This window comes from uncultured Roseobacter sp. (assembly GCF_947491795.1).
In the GTDB taxonomy this organism is placed as follows: Bacteria; Pseudomonadota; Alphaproteobacteria; order Rhodobacterales; family Rhodobacteraceae; genus Roseobacter.
The window spans coordinates 1,098,814-1,116,386 of sequence record NZ_CANLKW010000001.1; the positions used below are offsets into that span (position 1 = coordinate 1,098,814).

The window sequence follows — 17,573 nt, forward strand, 5'->3', positions numbered from 1 at the left end:
GCCGGTTTATTCGAGGCGATTACTGATGCGACTTTTTTCAATACTTGCGGCTGTTATCGTCGCATCCATCCTTTACGCATTCATTTTTGAACGACCGGCGCTTTATGCGCGCCTCGGTTGGGCAGACGCGGAAGCCGCTGAAGTGCCGGATAAGGCCGGTGAAACGCCCGCTGCGGAAACCGCTGGTCTGGTAAAGGTAGTTGTGCGCCGGTCCGAGGCCCAGCAGATTGACACGGCAGTTGTCCTGCGGGGTCAGACGCAAGCCGCCCGCGAAGTGAACGTACAGTCAGAAACCTCTGCCACGGTCATTTCTGAACCACTGCGCAAGGGCGCACAGGTTGAGGCCGGACAGCCCCTGTGTCGCCTTGACGAGGGAACGCGCGGTGTTGCGCTGGAGCAGATGCGCGCGCAACTGGACGAGGCGCGCGCGCGTGTGCCGGAATCAGCCGCCCGTCTGGACCAGGCGCTGGCACAACTTGACGAGGCCCGGATCAATCAGAACGCCTCCAGCAAACTGAGCCAGGGTGGATTTGCCTCCACAACACGGGTTGCCAATGCAGACGCTGCAGTGGCCTCGGCGCTGGCAGGGATAGAATCAGCCCGCGCAGGTCTGCAGGCAGCACAGTCCGGCATCCGTTCCGCCGAAGCCGCGGTTGCCTCTGCCGAAAAAGAAATCGACCGCCTGACGATCAAAGCACCCTTCAGCGGACTGCTGGAAAGCGACACCGCCGAGTTGGGCACTCTGCTGCAACCCGGCGCACTCTGCGCCACTGTGATACAGCTGGACCCGATCAAGCTTGTGGCTTTTGTCCCTGAAACAGAAGTGGGCCGGGTAAAAGTCGGTGCACTCGCAGGCGCACAGCTGGTCGGCAGTGACAGCACAACCGAAGCCGACGGAGGCGCAACGGTGCAGGGACGCGTTACTTTCCTGTCGCGTTCAGCCGACGAGATGACACGCACCTTCCGCGTCGAGATCGAGGTGGCAAATCCCGATCTGGCGATCCGTGACGGTCAGACGGCGGAAATCCTGATTTCCGCTGCGGGCGCCACTGCGCATCTGCTGCCGCAATCCGCGCTGACCCTGAACGACGAGGGGGCTCTGGGTGTCAGGACCATCGACGGGGATGCCGTTGTGGAGTTTCACAAGGTCCGCCTGATGCGTGACACGCCAGAGGGTGTCTGGCTGACGGGTCTGGGCGAGCGGGCGGATGTGATCGTCCTGGGCCAGGAATATGTCATCGCAGGGGTACGCGTCGCACCAACCTGGCAGGAGCTGAGCCAGTGACGGGTATCGTAGACTGGGCAGCGGGCCGTGCGCGGATGGTGCTTGCCTTTATCCTGCTGAGCCTTGTGGTCGGCGGATATTCCTATTCAACCCTGCCAAAAGAGGGCGAGCCGGACATCGAGATCCCGGCACTCTTTGTCTCTGTGCCTTTTCCTGGCATCTCGGCGGCTGACAGCGAGACCCTGCTGGTCAAACCGATGGAGACTGAGCTCGCGGATCTGGACGGGCTGAAATCCATGTCCGGCACGGCAGCAGAGAACTATGCAGGCGTTGCGCTCGAGTTCGAGTTCGGATGGGACAAAACCAAAATCCTTGCTGATGTGCGTGACGCCATGAGCAAGGCCGAAGCAGAGTTTCCAGCGGGCGCTGAACAGTATTCGATTAACGAAATTAACTTCTCCGAATTCCCGATCATCATTGTGAACCTGACCGGCCCCGTGCCTGAGCGGACGATGAACCGCGTGGCGCGCGACTTGCAGGATGATCTGGAGGCGATGGATGCCGTGCTGGAAGCAGGCATTGCAGGCAGCCGGGACGAGATGCTGGAAGTGCTGATCGACCCCCTGCGCCTTGAAGCCTACAACGTCACCGCGGGCGAGCTGATCAATACGGTCCAGAACAACAACCAGCTGATCGCCGCAGGCGAGGTCGACACCGCTCAGGGCACATTTTCGGTCAAAATCCCTTCGTCTTTTGACGAGGCGCGCGATGTTTACAATCTGCCGGTCAAGACAAACGGCGACCGTGTGGTCACGCTGGGTGATCTAACCACCATCAACCTGACGTTCGAGGATCGCTCCGGCACCGCGCGCTTTAACGGCGAGAACTCGCTGGCGCTTCAGGTGGTCAAACGCAAAGGGTTCAATCTCATTGATACCGCCGCTCTGGTTAAAGACCTGGTCGACGAAAAAAGCGAGGGGTGGCCCGAGGGGCTGCAGGCTGCGGTGACTGTCGGCACCTCGAACGACCAGTCGCGGATTGTAAATGCCATGGTCCAGCAGCTGCTCGGCTCGGTCTTTACCGCGATTGCGCTGGTGATGATCGTTGTGCTGGCAGCCCTGGGTATCCGGGCAGCCCTGCTGGTTGGTTTTGCTATTCCAACCTCCTTTCTGCTCTGCTTTGCCTTTCTGGCAGTCATGGGCATTTCGATCTCGAACATTGTGATGTTCGGTCTGATCCTGGCAGTGGGCATGCTGGTCGATGGTGCAATCGTCGTGGTCGAATATGCCGACAAACGCCAGCAGGAGGGCGTGGGTCCGATGAAGGCCTATGTCGAGGCCGCCAAACGCATGTTCTGGCCCATTATCTCCTCCACAGCCACGACGCTTTGCGCATTTCTGCCCATGCTGTTCTGGCCCGGTGTGCCGGGTGAGTTTATGGGTATGCTGCCGGTGACCCTGATCTTTGTTCTGTCCGCCTCCCTCGTGGTAGCACTGATCTATCTGCCTGTTATGGGAGGCGTCACAGGCCGCCTGGAGCGCTGGATGGCTGACTACATGCAGGCGGTGGCCGGACTGCGCTGGTACCTGCACGCAGCGCTCTTCCCGATCGCGGCTCTGATGATCGCTGCCGCAGCACTGATGGGGCCGGTTTTTGGCGGAATCGGCGCGCAGTTTGCACAGATGGACGGGCTGAACCTGATCGGTTCCGTTGTCCCGACATTCCTGTTTGTATTCCTGCACATTGTTGTCGCGGCCGCACTTCTCGCTGTCGCAGTGGGCGGGTTTCTCGTGCTTCTCGTGGCCCTTTTCGCCCTGCTGACACGGCTGGGTAACTGGGGCAGATGGCTGGCCTCCAAAATGTTCCGTGATGAGCCGCAGCGCATCAGTGCGGGGTACCGGCGTTCGGGCTTTGGCCATGTCATCGCCGCCATTGCAGGCAACCCGGTTATGCCGCTGGTAATGGCAGGGACCGTCTTTGTCTTTGTGGGAACGGTGCTGATCTTTTTTACCAACAACAATAACGGCGTCGAATTTTTTGTAGAATCTGAACCCGAACAGGGCATCGTCTATGTTCTGGCACGCGGCAACCTCAGCCTGGATGAAAAAGACACGCTTGTGCGCCAGGCTGAAGACATCGTTCTGGCCCACCCCGGGGTGATCAACGCCTTTTCCTTTGCCGGTCAGGGCGGGCTCAACACAGATTCCAGCGGTGCCGCCATCCCCAAGGATACGATCGGACAGGTCCAGTTCGAAACGATCCCCTGGGAAAACCGTGCCGACCGGCCTGAGCTGGACGGCAACATTGTCATTGCCGAACTGACCGAACGGCTTGAGGCACTGCCCGGCGTCCGCATCGAAATCAGCGAACTTGCCCAGGGTCCGGCATCGGGCAAACCGGTGCATCTGCGCCTGAAATCCGACAGCTTTGTTGATCTGGCAACCGCTGCAGGTGCTGCGCGGAATGTATTCGAGGCGACGCCCGGGCTGACCCTGATCGAGGACACACGGCCCCTGCCCGGCATCGACTGGCAGATTGACGTGGATGTTGAAAAAGCCGGGCGTTACGGTGCCGATGTGGCAACGGTCGGAGCGATGGTTCAGCTGGTCACACGCGGGATCACCCTGGACACCATGCGCGTTGACACCTCGGACGAGGAAATCGATATCCGCGTGCGCCTGCCCGCGGAAGACCGTGTGTTGTCCACACTGGATACGCTGCGGGTACGCACCGCTGACGGCCTGGTGCCGCTGTCCAATTTCATCTCCCGGACACCGGTACCGAAACTGGCCGAGATCAACCGGATCGATCAGAAACGGTACTATGACGTCAAAGCTGACGTCGCACCCGGTCTGATGAAGGTCGTCGAAACCGTGACCACGCAGGGCGAGGACATCAGCACAACGCTGGCCTTTCTGCGTCCGGCGGGAGAGGACGCGGACCTGACAGCGCCGGATCAGACGACATACAAAATCAAGGACCGTACCGCCGAAGGCACGGACAGAGATCTGCAGACCGGGGTGCGGGATGGCACGCTGCGGCTCATACCTGTCAATCCGAACGAACGTATCGCTGTTCTGACGGAATGGCTCGACACGAAACCGCTGCCCGACAGTATCAGCTGGGAATGGACCGGCGATCAGGAAGAACAGGCCGAAAGCGGCGCCTTCCTGCAAAAGGCGTTTATGGCGGCCCTTGGCCTGATGTTCATCATTCTGCTGGCGCAGTTCAACAGCTTCTACAACGCGCTGCTGGTACTGCTGGCCGTGGTCCTGTCCACTACAGGTGTGCTGATCGGGATGATCATGATGGATCAGACATTCTCGATCATCATGACCGGTACGGGCATCGTCGCCCTGGCTGGCATTGTCGTGAACAACAACATTATTCTCATCGACACCTACCAGGAATACGAACGCTATATGCCCCGGATCGAGGCGATCATTCGCACCGCACAGGCGCGGATCCGGCCTGTGCTGCTGACAACGATCACCACAATGGCAGGGCTTGCCCCCATGATGTTCGGTCTGTCACTGAACTTTGCCGATGGCGGATACACCATCGACAGCCCCACAGCGCTCTGGTGGAAACAGCTGGCAACCGCGGTGGTGTTCGGCCTCGGCATCGCGACTGTTCTGACCCTTATGGTCACGCCGTCCATGCTCGCCATACGCGTCTGGGCAACCACCTATGTACGCTGGATCGCCACGCTGCTTGCCAAGATGTCTATGGGCCGTGCCAGCCGCGCCGCCCGTGACTGGGCGCTGCAGCGCGATGCCGGGCGGGCGGCTTTCCAGGAGCTGATCTGGGAAGACGACACGGCTGTGCCGGAAGCCCTGCGAGCGGCGGAATAGCGCCGCTCACACCCTCGTGACGGGACAGAACCGGGCCGCTGCGCTACCTGTGGGACATATTTTCACAGGGAGATCATTCATGTATCTGAAAACACTTGCCGCAGCCGCCCTTTCGACCGTCACCGCAACGGGCGCTCTGGCCGCTGATCTGGTCACAAAAACCAGCCCGCATTCTGTGACAGAGACCATGGATCGTCTGGAAGCTGCAGTGACCGGCGCAGGTGCGACCGTCTTTGCCCGTGTCGACCACGCCGCAGGTGCCGCCAAAGTCGACATGGACCTGCGACCGACACAGATGCTGATGTTCGGCAATCCCAAACTGGGCACACCGGCGATGCTGGATGGCCAGACTGCCGGGCTCGACCTGCCCCTGCGTGTCCTCGTCTATGCAGATGCCGAAGGAATGGTACAGGTTGCCTATCACGCCCCGTCCGGCCTCGCCGAAGCCCACGGTCTGCCCGGTGATGCAAAATACATCCAGATGATGACCGGCGCGCTCGACAAGCTGACGGGCAAAGCCGTCGCGGCAGAATAACCAGGCAAGACCCCATGCCGGGCGCAGATACCTGACCGCCCGGCACATCCGCGCAAATGCTTCGAAAGACCCCGGGTACGGGCTTAGACCGGCCTGACTGCTGCTCTGCCCGCCCCTTGTTTTTTTGCGACGCTTTCTGTTTTTCTGTGAAGGTACCATTCCTGCGCACGCAAGCGGAGCAAAAGCATGAGCAACACGGCACCGCCCCCCGATTACACCAGCGCCAATCTGGAAGCCTGGGAAGAAGCCGCCCCCATCCACTGGCGGCACAATCAGGCGCGCTTGCTGAAAGCCTTCAGTCAGCCGGGCTTTTCCTGTCTGGATGAAACCGAAACACGCATTCTGAAAAACCTCGGCATCGCAGGTAAAGATGTGGCCCAGGTTTGCTGTAACAACGGGCAGGAACTGATTTCGGTCAAATCGCTCGGGGCCGCCAGATGCGTGGGTTTTGACGGCGCACAGGGCTTTCTGGATCAGGCGCGCGAGCTGGCAGAAGCGGCAGGGCACCGGATGGAATTCGTCTGCTGCGACGCCTATGATATACCGGCAGAGTATGCGGGCGCATTTGACCTCGTCACCATCACAATCGGTGTGCTGGGCTGGATGCCCGATATCGACGCATTCTTTGCCGCGGTGGCCAGATTACTGAAACCGGGCGGCGCCATCTTTGTCTATGAGCACCACCCGGTGGTCGTGATGGTCAAACCGGCACAGGCGGGCAAACCTGTGGAATGGGAGCTGTCGTATTTCCGCAAGGAGCCTTTTGTCGAGACTGAAGGCCTCGACTACTACGGCGGTGAAACCTATGACGCCAAACCCGCCACATCCTTTTGCCACAGGCTTTCCGATATCCTCATGGCGACGGTCAACGCGGGCTTGTCTCTGGAATGGTTTGAGGAACTGCCAGACCATATCTCCAACACCTGGTGGAATGTGGAGGCATCGGACATCGGCCTGCCGATGAGTTACACCCTGGTGGTCCGCAAACCAGACTGAATCCCGAGCTCGATACCAGTGGCAGATGCAGCGGTCAGACTTCTTCCTCGGACTGCTGACGCCGCCAGAGCTGCGCATACCGCCCATCCCGCTCCAGAAGCGCTTCGTGCGTGCCCTGTTCGACGATCTCACCCTTTTCCAGAACAATGATCCTGTCTGCCTCTGAAATCGTGCTCAGACGGTGCGCAATGGTCAGCACCGTCCGACCCCGGCCCGCATGCATCAGCGCATCCTGTATCTCGGCCTCGGTCTCAGAATCGAGGGCAGAAGTTGCCTCGTCCAGCAACAGAATGGGTGGGTCTTTCAGCAATGTGCGGGCAATGCCGACGCGCTGCTTCTCGCCGCCCGACAGCTTCAGCCCGCGTTCACCCACCGTGGTCTCGTAGCCGTCGGGCAGGGACAGAATGAAATCATGGATCTGCGCGGATCTGGCTGCCTCCTCAATCTCCTGCTGGGTGGCCCCATCGCGTCCATAGGCGATATTGTAGCGGATCGTATCGTTGAACAGCACGGTATCCTGGGGCACCACGCCAATGGCCCTGTGCAGGCTTTCCTGTGTGACCTCGCGTACGTCCTGACCGTCAATGCGCAGCGCGCCGCGGCCCACATCGTAAAAGCGGAACAAAAGCCGTCCGATAGTGGATTTGCCGGATCCGGTGGAGCCGACGATTGCCACCATCTCACCCGGCTCCGCCGTGATCGACACCCCGCGCAGGATCGCGCGGTCCGCGTTGTAGCCAAAGTGCACGCCGTCCAGCTCTACCCTGCCGCCGTCTACCTGCAGCTCATTGGCATCCGGTGCGTCAACGACCTCTGCCGGCTGCTCCAGCAGGTTGAACATCTCGCCCATGTCCACCAGGGCCTGGCGGATTTCCCGGTACACCGTGCCAAGAAAATTCAGCGGTACGGTGATCTGCACCATATAGGCGTTAACCATCACGAAGTCACCGACCGTCAGGGTGCCGTTCTGTACGCCCAGGGCGGCCATGATCATCACCCCGACCAGACCGCAGGTGATCAGCAACGACTGCCCGAAATTCAGAAAAGACAGACTGTAACTGGTCTTGATCGCTGCCACTTCGTATTTCGCCATGGCGCTGTCATAGCGTTCGGCCTCGCGTTTTTCGGCCCCGAAATACTTGACGGTTTCAAAGTTCAGCAGGCTGTCGATGGCCTTTTGATTGGCATCAGTATCCTGATCGTTCATCTCGCGGCGCAGCTTCACCCGCCACTCGGTCACAGCAAAGGTAAACCAGACATAGAGGCCAATCGTGACCGCCACGACCAGCAGATAGTAAAAATCAAAAACCACGGCCAGGATAACACCGACCATCAGCAGCTCAAGCACCAGCGGCCCGATGGAAAACAGCAAAAACCGCAGCAGAAAATCGACGCCTTTCACCCCGCGCTCAATGATGCGCGACAACCCACCGGTTTTGCGGGTAATGTGATAGCGCATGCTGAGCGCGTGGATGTGGTTAAAGGTCTCCAAAGCCAGCATCCGCAGCGCGCGCTGGCCCACCCGGGCAAAAACCGCATCACGCAACTGCTGGAACCCCACCGTCATCAGACGCGCCATACCGTACGCGACCGTCAGCCCGACGGCCCCCAGCGCCAGCATCGGCACGCCTTCTTCTGCCAGCGCATCAACCGCACCTTTGTAGAAAAACGGCGTCGCGACAGAGATCAGCTTGGAAAAGATGAGCAGCGCCATCGCGCCGATCACCCGCTGGCGCACCCATGCGGGATCCTTTGGCCACAGATAGGGCGCAACTCTGCGAATGGTCCGCAGACCCGAAAGACGCTCGTCCTGTTCAATGGAGTTTTCAGCGCCCGGTGTCCCGGGCCCGGCTGTGGTGTCAGATGGCATTTAGTTTCCTGCGCGGCCTCAGAAGGCTGTACCTAATCCACATGCCGGCGGTTTGCCAGTCGCAGGCGCGGATTTCCTGGGCCGTGCAGGATCAGCCGTCATCCGGCAGATCGAAAATCTGACCGGGGTATATCAGATCCGGGTCGCGGATCGCTGTCCGGTTCGCCTCAAATACCCGCACATAAAGCAGACCCTCGCCATAGCGCTCGCGCGCAATGGCCCAGAGGGTATCGCCGGTCTGGACGGTCACGGCACGCACCGGGCCACTCTCCCCCTGGCTCGCCTCTGCCAGCACCGCCGGTGCCTCGCGCTTGAAAGGTGTCTCCAGTCGGCTGGTCACGTCGCCGCCTTCGTCCAGCGCATCGATACGCAGTGTATAGACGCCTGGCGCCACGCCCGGCACGTCACCACGCCATGTCCCGTTCCCGGCAACAGGCAGCGTCAGAACGGGAGTGTTATCGAGGTAGACGCGCACAGAGGCAGCCTCGGCACTGGCGCGCCCGGCCAGCTGTACCACACCGCTCTCGGAATACCCGATGGTGTCCAGCACCACGCGGCGGGGCGCCTGAGGCGCCGGCTGGACCAGTGCGACCCCCTCCTGAGTGGAGCGCAGCACGGCAATCTGCTGATCTGCAGGGGCGTCTTCAACCGCTTCTGCGTCCGCGGCCCCGGCAGTCTCAGCGGCAGCTGCTGTTTCAGGTTCTTGTGTTCCTGTGGCAACCGCCTCAGCGGGTATTTCTGTCACCGCGGCGGGGGCCTCGGCGACATCTTCGCGGGTGACGGTGGTACCTGCGGCAACGGTTTCTTCCACGACCGGTGCGGCCTCGGGCGCGCTTTCAGCACTTTCCACGGGGGTCTCCGCCGGTGCCCCGGACTGCGGTGCCTCAGCGATCACCTCAGGTGCCTCTGGCACTGACGGTGCGCTTTCCACCGGTGCGTCAACTACCTGCACAGAGGCCGCTGCAACGGCGTCACCGGCAGCTTCTTCTGGCGCTGTCACAGAACTTTCTGCCGCTGGTTCCGTCAGTCCTGCGACGGCGGCGGTTGCTGCGTCAGCAGCCTCTTCGACACTCTCAGTAACAGCCTCCGCGGCCTCCTCTGCAAGGGCCAGCCCCTCATCGGCCAGATCGGTCGCTGCCTCTGTCACGGCTTCCGCAACCTCAGTCGTTTCTTCTTCTGCCACAGCTTCTGTGTCTGCAGCTGCACCAGTGCCTGTTGCCGGAGCGGGGTCATCCTGCGGCACCGGGGCCTCGGCCGTCACAACCGGCGCTGCGATTGGTGCCAGAATGATGTCGTCCGCCGAGGCAGTCACAACACCGTCCAGAATGCTCTCCAGCGTCAGAAGGCGCGCAGTGTCACTGGGCGCCAGACTGGCCACAGCCGCAAATGCGCCACCGGCATCAGCGGTTGCCTGTGCTACTTCATCGCCTCCGACCAGAACCCGGATCCGGGCGCCGGGTGCGGCCCTGCCCGCGACAACCATCAGACCATCCGCATCCACGCGCACCTCATCCACGGTTGGCACAATGGCCGGCGCGGAGTCTGCGGCTGTTTCCGGCTCTGGCTCTGGCGCAACGGCAACAGGTGCCTCCGGCTCTGCCTGCGCACCGGCATCGTCCGGTGCCTGCGACGCGTCGGCCGGCGGCGTTTGCGCGACACCTTCCGGTGCCGTGCCCGGGGCGACCAGAGCAGCAAGGTCTTCCTGTGTTGGCTCTGCGTCGTCCCGCAGGCCAAGATACGTTCCAGCAGCAATCACAACCGCGATCACGATCCCGGCCGTCAGCAGCCCTGAGCCGCCCTGCACGACGGCTCCCCCCTTGTCGCTCATAGTCTTTTTCTCTTTCTGATCAGCAGCCTTACGCGAGCAGACGCGCAGACATTGAGCCTACATAGCAACTGCTCTATCAGGGGTCAAAACCCTGCCGGTCAATTTCGGAACATCTTCCAGTGAAAGGTCCCTCCATGCGCCCCAGATCAGTCTGCGTTTACTGCGGCTCCCGCACCGGCGATGACCCTGCCTATATGCAGGCGGCAACAGACACAGGACATGCCATCGCAGCCGAAGGCTGGCGGCTGGTGTACGGCGCAGGCGATGTGGGGCTGATGGGCGCGGTTGCACGCTCGGCCCAGCAGGCAGGCGGTGAAACCTTTGGTGTTATTCCGCAGCACCTGGTCGACTGGGAAGTCGGAAAGACCGATCTGACGTCTTATGTGGTCACCGAAACCATGCACGAGCGCAAAAAAGTGATGTTCATGAACTGCGATGCGGTAGTTGTTCTGCCCGGCGGCGCGGGATCACTGGATGAGCTCTTCGAAGTACTGACATGGCGCCAGCTCGGGTTACACGAAATGCCGGTTTTTCTAGTGAATACAAACGGCTACTGGGATCCTCTTCTGGCCCTTCTGAACCATGTGACAGGGCATGGATTTGCGGATGAAAGCCTTCATGGCTACTACACCGCAGTGCCGGACGCCGCAGCCGTGCGGGACGCGCTGCGCATCGCGCTGACCTGAAGAGCTCCGGCGCCCAGGGCCCGGCTCAGCGGTATCAGACGACTGGCCGGTGCTGTTTCCGTCTCCTCTGCCCGGCAGGTCAGCCCCGATGGCCGCTGACAGGCTGGCAAGCCATTTCTGGAGACGGACAGACACCCGCACAGGCAGACATCCGGGCTGGAAAAACCCTTTGGGTCAGCGCAAACGAAACGCTCGGGACCGATCTGCACTGTACAGCAATGAGCCGCCGCGCGGTCCGTAGCCTGCCGCTGGCCTGTGCCCGGAATGTCACAGGTTTTGCAGACCAGACCGCATTTACCTGCTGCAGACCGCCATTCCGCCACAAATAAGGGCCCACAAAAAAGAGCCCCGCCGGATGGCAGGGCCCATTGTCTCACTGTCGGTTGAAAATCACATCCGTGATGCGACGTTTTCCCAGTTGACCAGGTTGTCGAGGAAGTTCGACAGATAGGCCGGCCGCTTGTTGCGGAAGTCGATGTAGTAGGAATGCTCCCAGACATCACAGCCCAGCAGGGCCGTCTGACCAAAGCACAGCGGGTTCACGCCATTCTCTGTCTTGGTCACAGCCAGCGAGCCGTCTGCATTCTTGACCAGCCAGCACCAGCCGGAGCCGAACTGCCCAGCACCCGCCGCAGAAAACTGCTCTTTGAAAGCATCCATGGAGCCAAAGCTCTCGTCGATTGCCTTTGCCAACTCGCCCGGAACACCGGTCGGTTTCGGCGACATCATTTCCCAGAACTGGTTGTGGTTCCACAGCTGGCTGATGTTGTTGAAGATACCATTCTGCGCCACGGCGTTCGCGTCGTAGGTGCCGGTGATGATCTCTTCCATCGATTTGCCGGCCCACTCAGTGCCCTCAATCGCCTTGTTGCCATTGGTCACATAGGCATTGTGGTGCAGGTCGTGGTGATACTCCAGCGTTTCCGCTGACATGCCATGTGCAGCCAGCGCGTCATGCGCATAAGGAAGGTCAGGAAGTTCAAAAGCCATGTGGGCCCCCTCGGTTTGTATTGCCAGTTTGTGCATTACAGATTGTGCTGATCAAGACAAGGTCAACCGCCAATCGAAAAAACCGCGGGTTATCTCACGGAAACCCAGCCATCCTCGCACTTGCCTTTGCCGGCAATCGAATTGGTCACGGCGGGCATAAGACCGCGCACGGTCACCGTATTGGCCCTGGTGTTGAGATTAACGGTGTAATTCACATCTGCGGGTCTGGGCCGCGCTGCAATGTTATTCAGACGGTAGGAAAAACGGTACTTCCCATTGCCCCGGTCTTTCACAGCGATCTTGATCGGCTGACCGTGAACGTGGTGGATGACAGCACCGTAGACCATCACTGATTTCTTGTCCTCGCTGAGCTCAAAGCCCATGAAATCAGAGATAAAACCATATCCCAGATCGTGCATCTCGCAGGACAGTCTGAAAGCCGCGGCAGGGCTGGCAAAAACGACGGCGGCAGTGGCGGCCAGTAAAAGCTTCTTCATAAACTCATCTCTCAACTATTTGTTAACAACAGGACAGGTTGATAAAGGTGAGATTTGCTGCTTTCAAGGCGTAAAGCTTTGATTAACCATGATTAGTTGAACGCACCCACAGCGCTGCCTTCCTGTGCGGCGACACAGAGCACGTCAAACACGTATCGCGCCTGGGACCGGAAACAGACGATGCGGAAACGCTCAGCCTCCGGCATCCAGACCGCAGCCGCCACCTGGGCCAGACGGGTCCGCCGGAACATCCCCGGCTCAAAGGCACCCGGCGCCAGGTCCACGGGGCAGAGCTTTGCCATCACCTCGCGGGCAAGCGGCCCCGCGACGGTAAAGGACGCCCGCGCATCCGTGACGTTGACCACCAGCACATGCGCTGTACCGGCGGCGTTTTGCAGCGCCGTCAGCGTGTCGCCCACAGTATCGGCAGGACAGAGCACCAGAACCTCATCCGGCGACATCCAGCACAGGGTGTAAGACCCCGATGTGGCCATCTGCCCCGCGCCGGGCATCGCTGCGCCAGTAACGGACTTCAGCGCTTTTTTTACAGCAGCCGACGTCACATCGCCGCGCAGGGTGATCATCCCCTCGCGCGCGGCCTCTGCCACTTTTGCGATACCATTCTGTGACACTGCGCCGCCCAGGGCTGTAATGGGTTCAGACATTCTGCTTCTCCCCTTCCTTGTCGTAAAAGACCGGGCCCACGATACGGGCTTTGAAGGTTGCCCCCTGTGTGCCGGGGAATTCGATCACCTCGCCCATCCGGTCCGGCCCGTCCAGCACCAGCCCCATGGCAATGCCGCGCTCCAGCGTGGCCGAATAGTATGTCGAGGTAACCCGCCCGATCACATTGCGCTGGCCGTTGGCATTCACGCCCTCGCCCGTGGCATAGGCCCCGTCCGGCAGTACACCACCCGACAGTGTTTCCAGCCCCACCAGCTTCCAGCGTTTCGGATCAGTCATATGGCTGCGTTCCTGCGCGCGTTTGCCCAGAAAGTCCTCTTTCTTTTTTGAAATCGCCCAGTTCAGGCCAAGGTCCTGCGGAATGACCGTGCCGTCTGTCTCGTCCCCGATCATGATAAAACCCTTTTCGGCGCGCAGCACGTGCAGACATTCCGTGCCGTAAGGCATCGCACCAAAGGCTTCACCCGCCGTCATCAGCGCATCCCAGAAGGCGCGCGCCTGCCCGGCATCCACCGCGATTTCATAGCTCAGCTCACCGGAAAAGGAGATCCGGTACACCCGGCAGGCAAACCCGCCGATCTGGCCGTCTTTCCATTCCATGAACCCGAGAGCGTCGCGCGACACATCCATACCGCCCAGCGTTTCCAGCACTTTGCGCGCATTGGGACCGACCACAGCCACCTGACCGTATTGTTCGGTCACATTGGCCACCCAGACGTTCCAGTCCCACCATTCGGTCTGCAGCCATTCTTCCATATGCTGGTGGATGCTGTCAGCGCCGCCCGTTGTTGTATGGCACAGGAAGGTGTCCTCATCGATACGCGCCACAACGCCGTCATCAATCAGGAAACCGTTTTCCGAACACATCAGACCATAGCGGCATTTGCCCGGTTTCAGCGTGGACATCATGTTGGTGTACATCATGTCCATGAACTTCGCCGCGTCGGGGCCTTTGACAATGATCTTGCCCAGCGTCGAGGCATCCAGCAGGCCGAGGTTCCGCCGCGTGTTCAGCACCTCGCGGTTCACCGCTGCCGAAACGGTCTCGCCCTCCCGCAGATAGGCATAGGGTCGACGCCATTGCCCCACCGGCTCCCAGTGCGCGCCATTGGCCTCGTGCCACTGGTGCATCGGTGTGCGGCGGATGGGCTGGAACACATCGCCGCGCGCCTCGCCTGCGACAGATGCCATCGAAATCGGCGTATAGGGCGGGCGGAAGGTCGTCGTGCCCACCTGTGGAATGTCCGCATCCAGTGCGCCGGCCAGCGTGGCCAGCCCGTTGATGTTGCTCAGCTTGCCCTGATCCGTGGCCATGCCCAGCGTGGTATAGCGCTTGGTATGCTCCACACTCTCAAAGCCCTCCTGGGCTGCAAGCTGCACATCGCTGACCTTCACATCGTTCTGATAGTCCAGCCACGCCTTGGCCCGGTGATGGTAATCGGCCTGTGCGGGCATCAGCCAGACAGGCTGCATCGGCGCCTCATCCGCGCTCTCGCCAACCGGTGCTTTGGTCCGCTTTGGTGTAAAGCCCGCAGCCCTGGCCGCAGCCTTGCCCGCAGCATCCGCGTCCGAAACTGTTTCAGCCAGTGACATCAGCCCGTTAGCGCTGCCAGCTGCCTTCACAAAGGGCGCTCCTGTGGCACCCGTCGGCGCTTTATCCACATCCGGGCGGAACATCGCCTGATCGCTGTCCCAGGTCAGTTTGCCGCCACAGTGTGACCACAGATGCACGACCGGTGACCAGCCCCCCGACATGGCGACAGCGTCACAGGCGATCTCTTCTGTTACAGACCCGTTGCCGTCCTGGCGGCAGACCTCAACCGCGCTGACACGCTTGCCGCCTTTGACCGTCGAAATCCCGTGCCCGGTCAGCACCCGGATGCCCAGACCGCGCGCCTGCTGCATGGCGGGGCTGTCGCTGTCTATCGACCGGGCATCGAGGATCGCGCTGACCTGCAGACCTGCATGATTCAAGGCGAATGCCGTAAGGTAAGCGTCATCGTTGTTGGTGACGACAACCGTCCGGTCACCTGCAGAAACCCCGAAATTGACCAGATAATCCCGCACAGCCGAGGCCAGCATCACCCCCGGAATATCATTGCCGGCAAAGGACAATGGCCGCTCAATCGCACCTGTAGCGGTAACAATCTGAGCCGCACGGATACGCCACAAACGGTGTCGTGGGCCCGGTTTTTCCGGCGCGTTATCACGCAGTTGCTCATAGCCCAGAACATATCCGTGGTCGTAAACACCCGCGCCCATTGTGCGGGTGCGCATCGTCACATTGGGCATCGCGTCCAGTTCTGACACGATTTGCTCCACAAATTCATCCACAGGGCTGCCACTGACCGTGCCGCCGTCGACCGGGGCCCGTCCGCCCCAGTGCGGTGTCTGCTCCATCACGATGACTTTGGCGCCGGATTGCGCCGCGGCGCGTGCGGCCAGAAGCCCCGCAATCCCCCCGCCGACAACCAGCACATCGCAAAAGGCATAGAAATGCTCGTAGGTATCTGCGTCGGCCTCTTTGGGGGCCTGGCCCAGACCCGCAGACTGGCGGATGAACGGCTCATAAACGTGTTTCCACAGCGGCCTGGGGTGGATGAACATCTTGTAATAGAAACCCGCGGGCAGAAAGCGCGCCAGTTTGGTATTGATCGCGCCCACGTCAAATTCCAGGCTCGGCCAGTGGTTCTGGCTGCGCGCGGTCAGCCCGTCAAAAAGCTCGGTCGTTGTGACGCGCTGGTTCGGCTCGAACCGGTTGCCTTCGCCCATATTGACCAGGCCGTTGGGCTCTTCCGCGCCCGAGGCCACAATCCCGCGCGGACGGTGGTATTTGAACGACCGGCCCACCAGCATCTGGTCATTGGCCAGCAGGGCCGAGGCAAGTGTGTCCCCCTCAAAGCCGCGCATCTCGCGCCCGTTAAACGAAAAGGTCACCGCGCGGTCCCGGTTCAGCAACCGGCCGTTCGTCCCGATACGTGCGCTCATGAGAATTCCCTCCAGGACCAGCCGGGGCGTTTTTTCGATATGGATTTGCACAGATCCGCAGGCGGCTCCAGGGTCTGGGCGGGATAGGTGCCAAAGACCTCCAGCGTGGTTGTGCAGCGCGCAGCATGAAACCACTTGCCGCAGCCATAGACGTGGCGCCAGCGCTCAAAATGCACCCCGCGCGGGTTTTCCCGCATAAAGAGGTATTCCTCAAAGTCCTGCTCCGAACTGCCCGGGCCGAACCGCTTCAGATGCGCCTCGCCACCTGCGTGAAACTCGGTTTCCTCTGCGGTGACACCGCAGACAGGACAGGTCAGGATCAGCATAATGTGCCTCCACCGTGCTGGTCACAGGCCGCAAAAAGGGCGGGCGCCGAAAGACACCCGCCCAGGACGGTCTGCATTATGTTTTCCAGGTTATTCGAAGACGGCCGGTGCGGGATCATCCGCTGCGGCGGGCGCAGTCTGGATGGCAGCCGGTGCGTCTGCTGCATCAGGGTCGACGGGCACTGTACCCGTGCCGAGAACCGCCAGCAGCACCACGAAGGCGCCGATAACGCCGAGCGCGATAAGGATGCCTTTGCCGCTGATGCCGTCACTGTGTGTTGTATAGTCAGCCATTGGTCTGTCTCCTTGTTACGGGAGGCCAGTGTGGCACCTGGCGCATGCGCTGCAATCCAGGCGGAAATCCCCGGCCGGTTTGGGCGGCACCCGGCCAAACGGGTGGTTCTGCGTCGGCTGTCTGTTGCCGGTTTGGACGACAGGCCCGGATCGGTTATAAAGGTGGCACGCAGATCAGCAGGAGAATCGCGATGAGCAAGGAAATGATGGCTGTTGTGGTGTTCGGCTGTATTGCCGCCGTTGCCATTGTGATGCTGGTCATCGAACGGCGCGGCATTGCCGCCCGTAAAGCGGCCCGCGGCGGACGCGAAATCGACGTCAGCGATCTGATCGCTTTCGGCAGCGCGGCGGGCGAAGGCAACAGCACCCGTGGCAGGCACGACTGACCTGTGAAGTGGCTGTTCTGGCTCTCGGTAGTGATTTTCGTCGCCGGTGTTTCCATTGCAATCTGGGAGCGCCGCAAAAAGCGTACCCTGCTGGCCCATGACCTCAATGCAGCGGGCCCGCAGACCGAGGCCGACCGCCAGGCCATCCGCACGGTGCATGAAATGACCGGTCGCGAAACGTCCCGTCCGCCGGACTGAACCTGAAGCTTTTAAGATCCAACGTGGATCCGAAGCAAACGGAGCCTCAACTGAATGCATGACGCACTGCTGATCTTCGGAGGTCTCGCCATCCTCGCAATCGTGGCAAACGTGATGTCGGCGCGAAACGCCCGTCACCACTCCGACAGCGGCCTGGCTAAGCTGGGTGATAGCAGCCGGGATCAGAGGGCCGGCGGCGGTGGCGACAGCATCTGA

General features: G+C 60.8%; 16 protein-coding genes. 8 read left to right on the top strand and 8 right to left on the bottom strand.

Annotated features, from left to right (window positions below):
* Positions 1 to 25: 25 nt before the first annotated feature.
* From Q1A34_RS05410 to Q1A34_RS05425, 4 genes are all read left to right on the top strand, one after another.
* On the top strand, positions 26 to 1,285 hold the full coding sequence (locus Q1A34_RS05410) for an efflux RND transporter periplasmic adaptor subunit (RefSeq protein WP_300031778.1): 1,260 nt from the start codon (positions 26 to 28) through the stop codon (positions 1,283 to 1,285).
* The gene (locus Q1A34_RS05415) at positions 1,282 to 5,079 is read left to right on the top strand and encodes an efflux RND transporter permease subunit (RefSeq protein WP_300031780.1); all 3,798 of its coding nucleotides are present in this window, start codon (positions 1,282 to 1,284) and stop codon (positions 5,077 to 5,079) included. Before Q1A34_RS05410 ends, Q1A34_RS05415 begins: the two co-directional genes overlap by 4 nt.
* 79 nt (positions 5,080 to 5,158) lie before the next feature.
* Positions 5,159 to 5,614, top strand: a complete 456-nt coding sequence (locus tag Q1A34_RS05420) for a DUF302 domain-containing protein (RefSeq protein WP_300031782.1) — start codon at positions 5,159 to 5,161, stop codon at positions 5,612 to 5,614.
* Between the two features lie 186 nt (positions 5,615 to 5,800).
* Complete coding sequence (locus Q1A34_RS05425) at positions 5,801 to 6,610, top strand: class I SAM-dependent methyltransferase (protein WP_300031784.1); 810 nt, start codon at positions 5,801 to 5,803, stop codon at positions 6,608 to 6,610.
* Positions 6,611 to 6,644: 34 nt separating this feature from the next.
* On the opposite strand, the gene Q1A34_RS05430 is transcribed toward Q1A34_RS05425, so the two are convergent.
* Positions 6,645 to 8,480, bottom strand: a complete 1,836-nt coding sequence (locus Q1A34_RS05430) for an ABC transporter ATP-binding protein/permease (protein WP_300031786.1) — start codon at positions 8,478 to 8,480, stop codon at positions 6,645 to 6,647.
* Between the two features lie 91 nt (positions 8,481 to 8,571).
* Positions 8,572 to 10,308 (bottom strand): LysM peptidoglycan-binding domain-containing protein, encoded by a 1,737-nt coding sequence (locus Q1A34_RS05435; protein ID WP_300031788.1) that lies wholly within the window; start codon positions 10,306 to 10,308, stop codon positions 8,572 to 8,574.
* Between the two features lie 134 nt (positions 10,309 to 10,442).
* Here Q1A34_RS05435 and Q1A34_RS05440 point away from each other — a divergent pair, with 134 nt between their 5' ends.
* Positions 10,443 to 10,994 carry a TIGR00730 family Rossman fold protein gene (locus Q1A34_RS05440; RefSeq protein ID WP_300031791.1) on the top strand — a complete coding sequence of 184 codons (552 nt, stop codon included), beginning with the start codon at positions 10,443 to 10,445 and terminating at the stop codon, positions 10,992 to 10,994.
* Positions 10,995 to 11,384: 390 nt separating this feature from the next.
* Here Q1A34_RS05440 and Q1A34_RS05445 read toward each other — a convergent pair whose 3' ends face one another.
* From Q1A34_RS05445 to Q1A34_RS05470, 6 genes are all read right to left on the bottom strand, one after another.
* On the bottom strand, positions 11,385 to 11,984 hold the full coding sequence (locus tag Q1A34_RS05445) for a superoxide dismutase (protein ID WP_300031793.1): 600 nt from the start codon (positions 11,982 to 11,984) through the stop codon (positions 11,385 to 11,387).
* 89 nt (positions 11,985 to 12,073) lie between these two features.
* On the bottom strand, positions 12,074 to 12,481 hold the full coding sequence (locus tag Q1A34_RS05450; protein WP_300031795.1) for a hypothetical protein: 408 nt from the start codon (positions 12,479 to 12,481) through the stop codon (positions 12,074 to 12,076).
* 92 nt (positions 12,482 to 12,573) lie between these two features.
* Positions 12,574 to 13,146 (bottom strand): sarcosine oxidase subunit gamma, encoded by a 573-nt coding sequence (locus tag Q1A34_RS05455; RefSeq protein ID WP_300031797.1) that lies wholly within the window; start codon positions 13,144 to 13,146, stop codon positions 12,574 to 12,576.
* On the bottom strand, positions 13,139 to 16,153 hold the full coding sequence (locus Q1A34_RS05460) for a sarcosine oxidase subunit alpha family protein (RefSeq protein WP_300031799.1): 3,015 nt from the start codon (positions 16,151 to 16,153) through the stop codon (positions 13,139 to 13,141). The genes Q1A34_RS05455 and Q1A34_RS05460 overlap by 8 nt, the downstream gene beginning before the upstream one ends.
* Positions 16,150 to 16,479: a sarcosine oxidase subunit delta gene (locus tag Q1A34_RS05465; RefSeq protein ID WP_300031801.1), complete on the bottom strand. Its 330-nt coding sequence runs from the start codon at positions 16,477 to 16,479 to the stop codon at positions 16,150 to 16,152. Before Q1A34_RS05465 ends, Q1A34_RS05460 begins: the two co-directional genes overlap by 4 nt.
* 90 nt (positions 16,480 to 16,569) lie before the next feature.
* Positions 16,570 to 16,773 (bottom strand): hypothetical protein, encoded by a 204-nt coding sequence (locus tag Q1A34_RS05470; protein WP_300031803.1) that lies wholly within the window; start codon positions 16,771 to 16,773, stop codon positions 16,570 to 16,572.
* A 191-nt stretch (positions 16,774 to 16,964) separates the two neighbouring features.
* Here Q1A34_RS05470 and Q1A34_RS05475 point away from each other — a divergent pair, with 191 nt between their 5' ends.
* The 3 genes from Q1A34_RS05475 to Q1A34_RS05485 are packed head-to-tail and all read left to right on the top strand — an operon-like array spanning position 16,965 to position 17,573.
* Positions 16,965 to 17,159, top strand: coding sequence for a hypothetical protein (locus Q1A34_RS05475; RefSeq protein WP_300031805.1), 195 nt, complete (start codon positions 16,965 to 16,967; stop codon positions 17,157 to 17,159).
* Positions 17,160 to 17,162: 3 nt separating this feature from the next.
* Entirely contained in the window at positions 17,163 to 17,357 is a 195-nt protein-coding gene (locus tag Q1A34_RS05480; protein WP_300031807.1) for a hypothetical protein, read from the top strand.
* 54 nt (positions 17,358 to 17,411) lie between these two features.
* Complete coding sequence (locus Q1A34_RS05485; RefSeq protein ID WP_300031809.1) at positions 17,412 to 17,573, top strand: hypothetical protein; 162 nt, start codon at positions 17,412 to 17,414, stop codon at positions 17,571 to 17,573.